We start from the raw sequence: 12288 nt of genomic DNA, 5'->3' as shown, positions 1-12288 counted from the left end.
GTCATCCTTCCTTGCCGTCGTCGCCGGTGAGCCGGCCGTGCAGCCGGCGGATCTCGCGCAGCAGGCCGCTGTCGCCCCTGCGGGCGGCCATGGCGCGTACCTCGGGGATCTCGCCGCGCGCCCCGCCCCACTCCGCCACCGCGGCGGCGAGGCCGACGAAGGCGGCCAGGCCGTTGCGGGGGCGCTCGCCCGGTCTGGGCAGCAGCTCGGGCAGCGCCGCGGCGGCGATCCGCCACACGTGCGCGTGGGCGCCGCGCCGGGCCGCGGCCTCCAGCGCGGCGATCATGTCGATCAGACGGACTTCTCCGCTGGCCAGGAGCAGCCCGGTCTGGCGGCCAACCTCCTCGGCGGGCAGCTCGTCCCGGGCGGCGGTCTCCAGCAGGACGTCGACCGACTCGGGCATCCGCGGGTCGCCCAGGACCCGGGCGAGGACGACCGCGAACGCCGTCCCGACCGGCCCCTCCGCGCGGGCGAGCTCGCGGGCCTGCTCCGGCCCGACGGTGTCGTGCTCCCAGTAGCGCCTGAGCAGGTACGGCATGAGGTGCGCGGCGGCGGCCTCGCGGTGGGAGGGCAGCATGGCGGGCCACCAGTTGCGGTGCTCGGCGTCGCCCCAGTTACCGGGGACGCCGAGCATCAGGTCGACCAGCGGCAGCCCGGTGGGCGCGGCAGTGGCCGACGGCACCAGGAGGATGTGGTGGGAATGGCTCCGGTCATGCCAGTCGTGGTCGGCGCCTTGGCCGTTGCACCTCCATTCGAGCTCGATCTCGACCTCGGGGCAGGTCCACCCGGCGACGATCCGGCCCGCGCCGGACGTCAGCCGCGCCGCCCGCCGCATGGCCTCGGGATCCGGGGTGCGCGGCAGGCGCAGCAGCGCCTGCTGGAGGTCGGCGGCCAGCGGCTTGGCCCCGGCCGCCTCGATCACCTCCAGCCGCCGCACGAGCTCGGCCGCCGCCACGTGCCCGGTGCTGTGCGTGGGCGTGGCCAGCAGCAGCGGTGGGAGGGTGTCCTCCTCGACGGCTCGCAGGATCTCGGCCGCGCGATGCAGCAGCAGCCGGAGCGGGGCGGGCAGGCCGTGCTTCGGCATGAAGCGCTGCCAGGCGCGCGGGACGGTCGCGGTCTCGGCCAGGGAATGCGCGGCGCCCTGGAGCCACACGTCGGCCGGCTCCCAGGTCTCCTGCCGGTACATCCAGGCGGTCCGGTCGATCAGCCGGGAGCGCAGCTCCGCCCTTACGCCCGCCCGATGGCTGCCGACGAGCGTGACGAACCCGGCGAGCAGCCGTTCCCACTCCTGCCAGGAGCCGGCCCTGTCCATCATCCGCCGGCCGAGCTCCTCGACGGACTCGATCGGGGGCGGGAACGCGCCGGCGCGTTCGGGCGCCGGGGGCAGGGGCGGCGGCACGAACACGGGCTCGGCCTCGGCCACGCTGCCGCCCGCGAAAGCGGCGGCGGCCCGCAGGCCGAGGTGGGGCGGGAGCAGCTCGATCGCCTCGCGTACGGTGGCGCGCCCCTCCTCGGTCATGCGGCCGGCGTGGGCGACGGCCAGCTCGACGGCCTTCTCCTGGAGCTCGGCCGAGTCGGCGGCGAAGGCGCCGGCCAGCGGCCCGGCGACCAGGCCGGCGAGCTCGGGCGCGCGCCGTACGGAACGGTCGAGCCACGAGATCCCGGCACGCACCAGCTTGCGCTCGGCGCGGAACAGCAGCGACTCCCACGCCTCGGCCAGGTCGTCGGCGCCGAGATCGCCGCAGGCGCGCAGCCGCTTCACCGCCAGCTCGGCGACGGGGCCCGGGGAGGCGGGCAGCAGGCGCAGGTAGTCGCGGGCGCGGGCGGCCCCCTCGGCGGGCGAGGGGGCCAGCGCCTCGTGCAGGCGTACGAAGAACCGCAGGTCGATGGGCGTGCCACCGAGCAGGAAGCGGCGCACGCAGCCGTCGATCAGCGCCTCGCGCCTGCCCCGGCCCGACGCGGCCACCTCCAGCAGCGCCCGCAGCCAGCCCTCCTGCGGCGACCGCTCCCACTGGAGCACCCGGCCGACCCCCTGGGCCTCGAACAGGCGCGGCAGCAGGTGGTCGAGCAGCGGGTCGTAGGGCAGGGACGGCGACGGTTCACGAGCCACCCAGCCGGCCACCAGCGGGTCGTGCGGCGGCGGCTCGATGCCGCTCTTGCGGAGCAGGGCCAGGGCGAGCTCCATGCCGCGGTCGTCGGACCCGCGCAGGCGCAGCACCAGCCGCTCGGCCAGGTCGGCGCGCCAGGCGGCGGGCCGGTCGGCGAGCACCGACAGGACGAGGCCGACGTCGGCGTCGGGGCCGGCCCACTGCGGCGCGAAGTCGCGCCGGTAGAGCCACGACGCCACGGCCGCCGCCCCGCCGAAGGTGGCCGCGCCCGCCACCCGTAGCGCGCTCCCGTAGTCGGCCAGGCCATCGCCCCATCGGCCGAACCGGCCGCGTAGCTCCTTCAGCAGCTCCGGTAATCGGGCCGCGACCTCCTTGCGCGCCTGCTCGTCCAGCGTCTTGACCCGCTCGGCGAGCCGGTCGGCCCGGCGGTCCACGATCAGCTTCTCGATCTCTACCCAGTGATCCACAGCGGGGACATTAACCAGCGTCGCCGACACTTTCGCCGCGTACCCGATCACGAGTTAAATCAGTCGCTTGACTTACGACTCTGCACCTGATTGGCTGGCAGGGAGGGGGTCGACTCGGGGAGGTCATGGTGAGTCAAGGACATGGTGAGAGCCGCCCCTCCGGGACGCGGTGACCATGACGGTGCGGACCGAGCGGGCCGGCGAGACCCGCGAGCAGATCCTGACGGCGGCCGAGCGGCTGTTCGCCGAGCACGGGGTGTTCGCCGTGTCCAACCGGCAGGTCAGCGAGGCGGCCGGGCAGGGCAACAACGCCGCCGTCGGCTACCACTTCGGCACGAAGACCGACCTGGTGCACGCGATCGTGCGCAAGCACACCGAGCGGATCGAGCGCATCCGGCGGCGCATGCTGGCGGAGACGGCCGGGTCCGACGAGGTGCGCGACTGGGTGGCGTGCCTGGTGCGCCCGGTCACCGAGCATCTGGCCGAGCTGGGCAGCCCCACCTGGTTCGCCCGGTTCGGCGCGCAGGTGATGACCGATCCCGTGCTGCGCGGCATCATGGTCGACGACGCGCTGAGCTCGCCCGCGCTCGTCGAGATCATCGGCGAGCTGAAGCGGTGCCTGCCCGAGCTGCCGCCCGGCGTACGGGCCGAGCGCAGGGCCATGACAAGCCACCTCATGGTGCAGATGTGCGCCGAGCGCGAGCGCGCGCTGGCCGAGGACGCCCCCACGCCCCGTGCCGGCTGGCACGACGCGGCGACCGGGCTGATCGACGCGACCGTCGGGCTGTGGACCGCACCCATCACGATCTCGACCCCCGAACGACCTCACGCAAAGGAAGCCGGCGATGACTGAGATCCACGAGTTCCCGATGCCCAGAGCCGAGGGCTGCCCGTTCGACCCGCCGCCGCCCCTGCGGACCCTGCAGGAGGAGGGGCCGCTGGCCAAGGTCAGGTTGTGGGACGGCAGCACCCCGTGGCTGGTGTCCACGTACGCCGAGCAGCGGGCGCTGCTGGCCGACCCCAGGGTCAGCGCCGACGCCACCCGCCCCGGCTACCCGATCCAGGCGCCCCGCCTCGGCGGCACGACGATCAGCTTCATCATGATGGACGATCCCGAGCACGCCCGGCTGCGGCGGATGGTGCAGGCCCAGTTCACCGTCAGGCGGGTGGAGTCCATGCGCCCGGCCGTGCAGAAGATCGTGGACGAGCTGATCGACGACCTGCTGGCCGGCCCGAACCCGGTGGACCTGGTGGAGGCGTTCGCCCTGCCGGTGCCCTCGCTGGTGATCTGCGAGCTGCTCGGCGTGCCGTACACCGACCACGACTTCTTCCAGGACAACAGCAAGACCGTCATCAGGCGCAGCGCGACGCCGGAGGAGCGGGCCGCCGCCGGCGCGAGGCTGTTCGAGTACCTGGACTCCCTGATGGGCGAGAAGCTCGCCGCCCCGGCGGACGACCTGCTGTCGAAGCTGGCCGAGCGGGTCAAGGCCGGCGAGATGACCCGGCAGGAGGCCGCCCAGATGGGCGTGCTGCTGCTGGTCGCCGGGCACGAGACCACCGCCAACATGATCGCCCTCGGCACGCTCGCCCTCCTGCGGCACCCGGGCCAGCTCGCCCTCCTGCGCCACAACGACGACCCGCGGCTGGTCGCCAGCGCGGTGGAGGAGCTGCTGCGCTACCTCAACATCACCCACAGCGGGCGCCGCCGGGTGGCGCTCGAAGACATCGAGATCGCCGGCCAGGTCATCCGCGCGGGCGAGGGGATGATCCTGGCCAACGACATCGGCAACCGCGACCCCGCGGTCTTCCCCGACCCCGACGAGCTGGACATCCGCCGCGACGCCCGCCGTCACGTGGCCTTCGGCTTCGGCGTCCACCAGTGCCTGGGCCAGCCGCTGGCGCGGATGGAGCTGCAGGTCGCCTACAGCACGCTCTACCGGCGCGTCCCGTCACTGCGCCTGGCGGCGGACCTGGAGCAGATCCCGTTCAAGCACGACGGCCAGGTCTACGGCGTCTACGAGCTCCCCGTCGCCTGGTGACCCGGAAGGATCAGCCGTGAAGGTAATCATCGACCAGGACAAGTGCGTCGCCTCCGGGCAGTGCGTCATGGCCGCGATGGACGTGTTCGACCAGCGGGAGGAGGACGGCGTCGTGGTCCTGCTCGACCCGGCGCCGCCCGCCGCGCTGGCCGGCGACGTCCGGCAGGCCGCGGCCGTGTGCCCGGCGCTGGCCATCCGGATCGAGGAATGACCCGCCGGCGCCTGCTCAGCGGCAGAAGGGCGCCATGCCCATGGCGGACTGCACGCCGCCGAGCAGGTGCCGGACGAAGTACTGGTCACCGTCCATCGGCTCGTCGGTCCACGCCTTGACATCGTGGCCGAGCGTGGTCAGCCAGGCCCTGCCGCCGTCGTAGTACTGGCACCAGCTGACCGGGTGGTCGCCGCCGTGGCCGGGGTGTCCGAGGTTGCCGCGCACGCCGCGGGCCAGCGTGCTCTCGTCGACCCTGGCCAGGACGCGGACGCGGGTGGGGAACGGGACGAGGTTGTACCACTCGTCGGTGAAGGCCCAGCGCTGCGGCAGCCCCTGGGTGGAGACGTCGCGCCGGTCCGCGGTGACGACGGTGCCCGGCTGGTTGGCGGCGTGGTCGTAGAAGTTGGCATTGCCGAGCAGCCCTTCGTACCAGGGCCAGTTGTACTCGGTGCCGAACGCGTTGTGCACGCCGACGAACCCGCCGCCGGCCCGGATGTACTGCCGCAGCGCGGTCTGCGCGGCGTCGTCGAGGGTGTCGCGGGTGGTGCTGAGGAACATCACCGCGTTGTACGCCAGCAACCGCCCCGCCGAGGACAGCTGGGTGACGTCCTCGGTGTAGTCGACGGCGAAGCCGTTGTCCTGGCCCAGCTTGAGGACGGCCTTGATCGCGACGTTGTCGTCGTTGAGCGGCGGGTTGAGCCCGGGGCCGAGCGGGGTGCCCAGGTGGGCGTGGCGGGGCCCGGCGGTGCGGCTGTAGACGAGCAGCCGGTAGCCCTTGGCGGGGTCGAAGTTCCCCCAGTCGTGGTAGCAGCGCGGGTCGGTGCCGCGGCACACGCCGTAGTCGGGATCGCCGAGATTCCGTGCCCCCTCGCCGGAGGACAGCGCGGCCGAGCCGGGCGCGGTGGCGGTGAGCAGGAGCGCCGCCGCACCCGTGAGGGCGGCGATCGACAGTCTGGTACGCATGGGCACCTCATGCCTCGATCCACTAGGCGGATCGGATGGTCCACTAAGAGGTTCGAGCGTAACCACGGTCCGACGCGAGGACAAGCTCTTGCCTTCACGATCGGCCGAGGCTTATGGTGCGTCCGTCATATGGATCAATAGGTCCATGTAGCGGACCACTGAAGGTGTGTGTGCCAGTGGAACGACGTAACTTCCTCATCGGCGCGGCCGCGGCGCTGAGCACCGCCGCGACCACCGCCGAACCCGCCCTGGCGAGCACGGAAAAGCAGCCGGCCGCGCTCGGCGTCACCGGCAAGGACTTCCCCAAGGTCTGCGGCAACCTGGGCAACCACAACCACTCCCCGCTCAAGCAGATCACCGCCGGGAACCTGGGCCGCCTGGGCGGCGCCTGGCACGTCAACCTGGAGGGCGGCAGCACAGCGGCGCACCAGCAGAGCACCTGCGTCGTCGAGAACGGCGTCCTGTACGTGCAGACCACGCAGCAGAACGTCTTCGCCGTGGACGGCAGGACCGGCGCGATCAGGTGGAAGACCAACCTCGGCACCAGGCAGACCAACATGCGCGGCGTCGCCCTCGGCGAGGGCCTGGTCTTCTCCACCTCGGGCGCCAACATCGTCTATGCCTTGAAGAAGGACACCGGCCAGGTCGTCTGGCAGCGGCAGCTCATCACCGACGACGAGGGCGGCGGCGACACCGGCGGCTGCGACCCGCAGAACGGCCAGTGCGGCGGCCTGACCGGCACGCTGGCCGGCGCCGTCGTCTACCACGACGGGCTGATCTACGTCGGCATGCAGGGCAGCACCGGCGGGGCACGCGGCCGGGCGTACGCGCTCAAGGCCGCCACCGGCGAGGTCGCCTGGACCTTCTGGGCGTGCCCCGGCGAGGGCCAGTTCGGCAACGACACCTGGGAGGGCGAGTCCTGGAAGACCGGTGGCGCGGTGCCGTGGATCCACCCGGCCGTGGACCCGGACCTGGGCCTGGTCTACTGGACGTTCGGCGGCTCCTACCCGCGCCTGGACGGCTCCGGCCGGGGCGGCGACAACCTGTTCGCCAACTCGATCGTGGCCATCGACGCCAAGACCGGCGAACGCAGGTGGCACTTCCAGTCGGTGCACCACGACATCTGGGACCTCGACAACGTCATGGCGCCCGTGCTGGTGGACATCAAGGTCAAGGGCAGGACCCGCAAGGCCGTCGTCTACGGCAGCAAGGCCGGCATGTTCTACGTCCTCGACCGGGAGAGCGGCGAGCCGCTGCACGGCGTGGAGGAACGCCCCGTGCCGCAGGACCCCCGGCAGAAGACCGCGCCGACGCAGCCCTTCCCCGGCGGGGAGCCGTTCATCACGCAGGCGCCCGAGTTCGGCAAGGCGACCAGACCGGTGCCGTTCTACGCCTGGGGCGGCCTCTACACGCCGCACTGGGACCGGGCCACGATCATCTTCCCCGGCGCGGGCGGCGGCGCGGACTGGGCGCACCTGTCGTACAACCCGCATACGGGCTGGATCTACGTCGGCTACGGGCTGATCAACTCCGGCTTCTCCAACACCCACGACGGCCGGGTCAACACCTCGCGCCCGCTGGGCGAGTATTTCGCGGGCGGCATCGCGGCCGTGGACCCGCGCACGAACAAGCCGGTGTGGACCCTCGACCGCGAGTGGTCGCTGGCGCACGGCAACGGCATCCTGACCACCGGCGGCCGGGTGATGTTCCAGGGCGGGCCCGACGGGCTGCTGCACGCCATGGACGACACCGACGGCCGGATCCTGTGGAGCTTCCAGTGCGGCGCCGGCGTGCACACCAGCCCGATCAGCTACGAGATCGACGGCGAGCAGTACCTCGCGGTCCTGGCCGGCGGCAACGGGCTGCCGTATCCGGACATCCCGCGCGGCGACCATCTGTGGGCGTTCAAGCTGGGCGGCAAGGTGGCCCCGGCGGCCACGCCCACGCCGCCCAGGAAGCGCAACGACATCAGGGCACCGGCCGTTACCGGGGCCGTCGCCGGCACCACCGTCACGCTCGGCCGGATCTGGGACGCCGCGAACCAGCGGCCCGGCCCGACCGAGAACACCGTCGCCCAGAACGCCATGTCGCCCCAGCACCTGCGGGTGCCGAAGGGCACGACGGTCACCTTCGTCAACCCGGCCGACAACAAGTCCGCGCACGCCGCCGTGTCGTTCTTCGAGTACGAGTTCGACAGCGGCGTGCTGATGCCCGGCCAGTCCTTCACCCACACGTTCGACACCGCGGGCGAGTACTTCTACAACGACGCGATCTTCCCGCAGAACACCGGCAAGATCGTCGTCTACTGACGGCGCTCAGGCGAGGGGGTGGTCGAAGCCGCGCTCCGACATGCGCTTGGCCACCTCCCGCAGGTCCGCGGCGAACGCCTCGACGCGGTCGTCGCCGAAGCGCACCGTCGGGCCGCTGAGCGTCAGCGCCGCCACGGTCGCCCCCGAGCCGCTCGTCACGGGCACGGCGACCGCGGACAGGCCGGGCTCGCGTTCGCCGTGGCTGACCGCGTAGCCGTCGCGCGCCGCCTGGCCGATCCACTCCCGCAGGGTGACCGTGTGGGACTCGCCGTACGGGGAGGAGCGGGCCACCCGGGACAGCAGCCGCTCGGGGGCGTCCTTGAGCAGGACCTTCGAGGAGGCCCCCGCCCACAGCGGCAGCTCGTCGCCGACCCGTACGACGTGACGCAGCGGCTGCGGGCTCTCCTGCTGGGCGATGCAGACGCGGTGCACGTCGCGCAGCACGTAGAGGTTGACCGTCTCCCGCTGCCGCGCGCCCAGCTCGCGCATGAGCTGAACGGTCTCCGGCGGCAGCTCCCACGCCGAACGGGCCAGGTGGGCCCAGCGCCACAGGGCGGGACCGGCCGCGTAGCCCTTCGGCGTGCTCCACAGCAGCCCCATGTGCTCCAGGGTCTGCAGCAGCCGCAGCGCCGTCGTCTTGGCCAGCCCCGTCTCCTCGACGACCTCGCGGATGGTCAGCGTCCGCCGCTCCTCGCCGAGCAGCGCCAGGATGTCGAACGCCCGCTGGACGCTGCGCACGCCGCCGCTCTCACCGGACTCTGCGGGAAGGTTCGAAGGCACGGGTCCTCACTTGTGGGTAGAAGGTGAACCTGCTGCCCACCTTCTCATGCGCTCCGCAGGCTAACATCCGGTCCGCTTGACGGTCCAGATGATCCGCTACATGGATCAGGGTCTTGCCAGAACCTTGACGGTCCTCATACCGTGAGCTCATCCACAGTGCGGTTCAAACGAACCGCTTAGCGGATCCATGGAGCCGTCATGAACGCAATCCACGAGGCCGGCTGCTTAGTCGCCGGCAAGTGGCTCACCGAAGGACCGCAGGCCGAGCGCGTCGGCCCCTACGTCCGCCAGGTCGTCAGCCGGGCCAGAACGGCACAGGCCGAGGACGTCACCGCAGCCCTCGACTACGCCCGGCGCTCGGCCAGGGCGATCGCGCGGCTGGCCCCGGCCACCCGCGCGGACATCCTGGACCGCGCCGCCGCCGCGCTCGGCGAGCGGGGCGAGGAGTTCGCCGCCCTGCTGGCGCTCGAACTGGGCAAACCTCTCAAGGACGGGCGCGGCGAGGTGCTGAGGGTGGCCGACACCCTGTCCGTGGCGGCGGCCGAGGCCAGGCGGATCGGCGGCGAGGTACTGCCGGTGGCGGGCTGGGGCCGGGGCGTCGGCAACACCGCGATCACCCAGCGCGCCCCCGCGGGCCCCGTGCTGGCGATCACGCCGTTCAACGCGCCCGCGAACCTGCTGGCCCACAAGCTCGCCGCCTCCTTCGCCGCGGGCAACACCACCGTCGTCAAGCCGCCGCCGCAGGCCCCGGCCGTCTCCACGGCACTGGTCGAGCTGCTGCTCGACGCCGGGATGCCGGTGGAGGCCGTACAGGTCCTGCACGGCGGCGGCGAGGTGGGCGCGCGGCTGTGCGCGGCGCCGGAGATCGCGGTGGTGAGCTTCACCGGCGGCGTCGCGGCCGGGCACGCCGTCGCCCACGCCGCCGGGCCGAAGCGGGTGCTGCTCGAACTCGGCGGCAATGCCGCGACCATCGTGTGCGAGGACGCCGACCTCGCCGAGGCGGCCCGGGTCTGCGCCCGCACCGGCTACAGCAACTCCGGCCAGAGCTGCATCTCGGTCCAGCGCGTCTACGTCCAGCGCGCCCGCTTCGACGAATTCGCCGACGCCCTGACCGGCGAGGTGAAGGCCCTCGCCGTGGGCGACCCCCTCGACCCGGCGACCGACGTGGGCTCGATGGTGGACGACGCCGCGGCCGAGCGCGTGGTCCGCTGGAGCGCCGAGGCCGCCGGGGCGGGCGCCCGGATCACCACGGGCGGCAGCCGCGAAGGAGCCGTGATGGCGCCCACCGTCGTGGTCGCGCCGCCCCGCGACGCGCGGGTCGTCAGGGAGGAGGTGTTCGGCGCGCTGGTGGCCGTGCTCCCCTACGACGGCTTCGACGAGGTGATCGAGGAGTGCAACCGCAGCACGTACGGCCTGCAGGCCGGGATCTTCACGCACGACGTGCGCCGCATCGTCACCGCCTGGCGGGAGCTGGAGGTCGGCGGCCTGATCGTCAACGGCTCCTCCAACTTCCGCCTCGACCACGTCCCGTTCGGCGGCGTGAAGGACTCCGGCATCGGCCGCGAGTCGCCCCGCTGGATGATCGAGGACTTCACCGTGACCAAGACCCTCATGCTCAAAGGGCTGACCATCTGGGGAGATCAATGACCACCGCCGCTCATGCCCTGGTGGCGCAACTGGAGGAGCTCGGCGTCGAGTACGTCTTCGGCACCTGCGGGCACACCAACATCGCGGTGCTCGACGCGCTGGCCGACAGCCGCGTCCGCTTCGTCATCGCCCGCCACGAGCAGGCCGCCGCGCACGCCGCCGACGGCTACGCCCGCGCCAGCGGCAAACCCGGCGTGCTGCTCGTGCACGTCGGGCCCGGCCTGACCAACGCCGCCACCGGCGTCATGACCGCCGCGCTCGACTCGGTGCCCCTGGTCGTGATCTCCGGCGACATCCCCTCCTACTACCGGGGCCGCCACCCGCACCAGGAGATCAACCTGCACGCCGACGGCGACCAGGCGTCGGTCTTCCGCCCCTTCGTCAAGCGGGCCTGGAACGTGCACCGCGCCCAGGACCTGGGCAGGGCCGTGGAACGGGCCTTCTGGACGGCGCTGTCGGGACGCCCGGGAGCCACGCTCGTCAACGTGCCGATGGACGTCTTCTCCCGGCCCGCGGCGCCGTACCCGCCGATCAGCCGCGCGGCGCCGCCCGGCCTGCCCGAGGCCACCGCCGAGCTGATCGCCGCGACGCTGGCGGCGGCCGACCGGCCGCTCCTCTACGTCGGCGGCGGCCTGCGCGAGGAAGCCGATGCGCTGATCGCGCTGGCCGAGCATCTGGACCTCCCCATCGCGCATTCGCTCATGGCCAAGGGCACCGTGCCCGACGCCCACCCCCTCGTGCTGGGCATGACCGGCTTCTGGGGGCTGGAGCTGACGAACGCGTACGCCCGCGAGTCCGACGTCGTGCTCGCCCTGGCCACCCGCTTCGCCGAGACCGACGCCAGCTCCTGGGACCCGCGCTTCACGTGGGACTTCTCCGGCGGCACCACGCTCATCCAGATCGACATCGACCCGGCCGAGCTCGGCCGCAACTATCCGGTCACCATCGGCGCGGTCGCCGACGTGGGGCTCGCGGTCAGGGCGCTGGCCGAGGCCGCCAAGGCCCATCCCCCGGCCGAGCGGCCGGAGCTGAGAGAGAAGATCCGCCAGGCCAGATCCGGGCTGTTCGCCGCGAGCAGGGAGCGCGGCCGGAGCGAGGACTTCCCGCTGCGGCCGGAGCGCATCCTGGCGGACCTGCGCGACGCGATCCCGGCGGACGCGGTGCTGGTCACCGACGTGGGCTGGAACAAGAACGGCGTCGCCCAGTGCTACGAGCTGCCGCCGCGGGGGCGCTTCATCACCCCAGGCGGGGCCTCCACGATGGGGTTCGGCCCGGCCGCGGCGGTGGGCGTGCAGCTGGCCCGGCCGGAGCGGACGGTGGTCGCGCTCGTCGGCGACGGCGGCATGAGCGCGCAGCTGCCCGCCGTGCCCCTCGCGGTCGAGCAGGGCGCCCCCGTGATCTTCGTCGTGATGAACAACAGGTCGCACGGGACCATCTCGGACCTGCAGGCGGCCCACTTCGGCCGCAGCCACGGCTGCGACTTCACCGACCCGGCCGGGCGGCCCTACAGCCCGGACTTCGCCGCGCTCGCCGTCGCGTGCGGCGCCGACGGCCACACCGTCACCACGCCCGCCGAGCTCGGCGCGGCCCTGCGCGCGGCCGTCGCGAACCGGCGTCCCGCGGTCATCGACGTGCCGATGGTGAACGAACCGGTGCCGACACCCGGCCACTGGAACATCAAGGACATCTATCAGGGGATGTTCTCCGACTGAAACCGTTGCGCGTTCGATATTTCCTCCGCATCCGTGCGGCGCTATAACGAAC

9 protein-coding genes are annotated in these 12288 nt (G+C 72.7%); 6 read left to right on the top strand and 3 right to left on the bottom strand.

The features are described 5' to 3' along the window. Position 1: 1 nt before the first annotated feature. Positions 2 to 2575 carry a DUF6493 family protein gene (locus tag ABZS69_RS16120; RefSeq protein ID WP_355372134.1) on the bottom strand — a complete coding sequence of 858 codons (2574 nt, stop codon included), beginning with the start codon at positions 2573 to 2575 and terminating at the stop codon, positions 2 to 4. A 175-nt stretch (positions 2576 to 2750) separates the two neighbouring features. On the opposite strand from ABZS69_RS16120, the gene ABZS69_RS16115 reads away from it, so the two are divergent. From ABZS69_RS16115 to ABZS69_RS16105, 3 genes are read left to right on the top strand one after another with little or no spacing between them, the layout of a single operon-like run. Beyond that, on the top strand, positions 2751 to 3428 hold the full coding sequence (locus ABZS69_RS16115) for a TetR family transcriptional regulator (protein WP_355372131.1): 678 nt from the start codon (positions 2751 to 2753) through the stop codon (positions 3426 to 3428). Continuing rightward, complete coding sequence (locus ABZS69_RS16110; protein ID WP_355372128.1) at positions 3421 to 4614, top strand: cytochrome P450; 1194 nt, start codon at positions 3421 to 3423, stop codon at positions 4612 to 4614. Before ABZS69_RS16115 ends, ABZS69_RS16110 begins: the two co-directional genes overlap by 8 nt. 16 nt (positions 4615 to 4630) lie before the next feature. Beyond that, entirely contained in the window at positions 4631 to 4825 is a 195-nt protein-coding gene (locus ABZS69_RS16105; RefSeq protein ID WP_355372126.1) for a ferredoxin, read from the top strand. Positions 4826 to 4840: 15 nt separating this feature from the next. Here the strand turns inward: ABZS69_RS16105 and ABZS69_RS16100 are convergent, their stop codons facing one another. Then, positions 4841 to 5788, bottom strand: coding sequence for a ThuA domain-containing protein (locus ABZS69_RS16100; protein WP_355372123.1), 948 nt, complete (start codon positions 5786 to 5788; stop codon positions 4841 to 4843). A 176-nt stretch (positions 5789 to 5964) separates the two neighbouring features. Here ABZS69_RS16100 and ABZS69_RS16095 point away from each other — a divergent pair, with 176 nt between their 5' ends. After that, the gene (locus ABZS69_RS16095) at positions 5965 to 8097 is read left to right on the top strand and encodes a PQQ-binding-like beta-propeller repeat protein (protein WP_355372119.1); all 2133 of its coding nucleotides are present in this window, start codon (positions 5965 to 5967) and stop codon (positions 8095 to 8097) included. Between the two features lie 6 nt (positions 8098 to 8103). Here the strand turns inward: ABZS69_RS16095 and ABZS69_RS16090 are convergent, their stop codons facing one another. Beyond that, entirely contained in the window at positions 8104 to 8877 is a 774-nt protein-coding gene (locus ABZS69_RS16090) for an IclR family transcriptional regulator (protein WP_355372116.1), read from the bottom strand. Positions 8878 to 9075: 198 nt separating this feature from the next. Here ABZS69_RS16090 and ABZS69_RS16085 point away from each other — a divergent pair, with 198 nt between their 5' ends. Continuing rightward, positions 9076 to 10524: an aldehyde dehydrogenase family protein gene (locus tag ABZS69_RS16085; protein WP_355372113.1), complete on the top strand. Its 1449-nt coding sequence runs from the start codon at positions 9076 to 9078 to the stop codon at positions 10522 to 10524. Continuing rightward, positions 10521 to 12236 (top strand): thiamine pyrophosphate-binding protein, encoded by a 1716-nt coding sequence (locus tag ABZS69_RS16080; RefSeq protein WP_355372111.1) that lies wholly within the window; start codon positions 10521 to 10523, stop codon positions 12234 to 12236. The genes ABZS69_RS16085 and ABZS69_RS16080 overlap by 4 nt, the downstream gene beginning before the upstream one ends. The last annotated feature ends 52 nt before the right edge of the window (positions 12237 to 12288 follow it).

It is taken from the genome of Nonomuraea sp. NPDC005650, from assembly GCF_040605375.1.
In the GTDB taxonomy this organism is placed as follows: Bacteria; Actinomycetota; Actinomycetes; order Streptosporangiales; family Streptosporangiaceae; genus Nonomuraea.
The sequence above is the reverse complement of the archived record's forward strand: the minus strand, read 5'-3'. Positions and strand labels throughout refer to the sequence as shown.

Excerpts from the sequence above, each read along its gene's own strand:
- ABZS69_RS16085 (WP_355372113.1), top strand. The coding sequence starts at position 9,076 with ATGAACGCAATCCACGAGGCCGGCTGCTTAGTCGCCGGCAAGTGGCTC.
- ABZS69_RS16110 (WP_355372128.1), top strand. The coding sequence starts at position 3,421 with ATGACTGAGATCCACGAGTTCCCGATGCCCAGAGCCGAGGGCTGCCCG.
- ABZS69_RS16115 (WP_355372131.1), top strand. The coding sequence starts at position 2,751 with ATGACGGTGCGGACCGAGCGGGCCGGCGAGACCCGCGAGCAGATCCTG.
- ABZS69_RS16100 (WP_355372123.1), bottom strand. The coding sequence starts at position 5,788 with ATGCGTACCAGACTGTCGATCGCCGCCCTCACGGGTGCGGCGGCGCTC.
- ABZS69_RS16080 (WP_355372111.1), top strand. The coding sequence starts at position 10,521 with ATGACCACCGCCGCTCATGCCCTGGTGGCGCAACTGGAGGAGCTCGGC.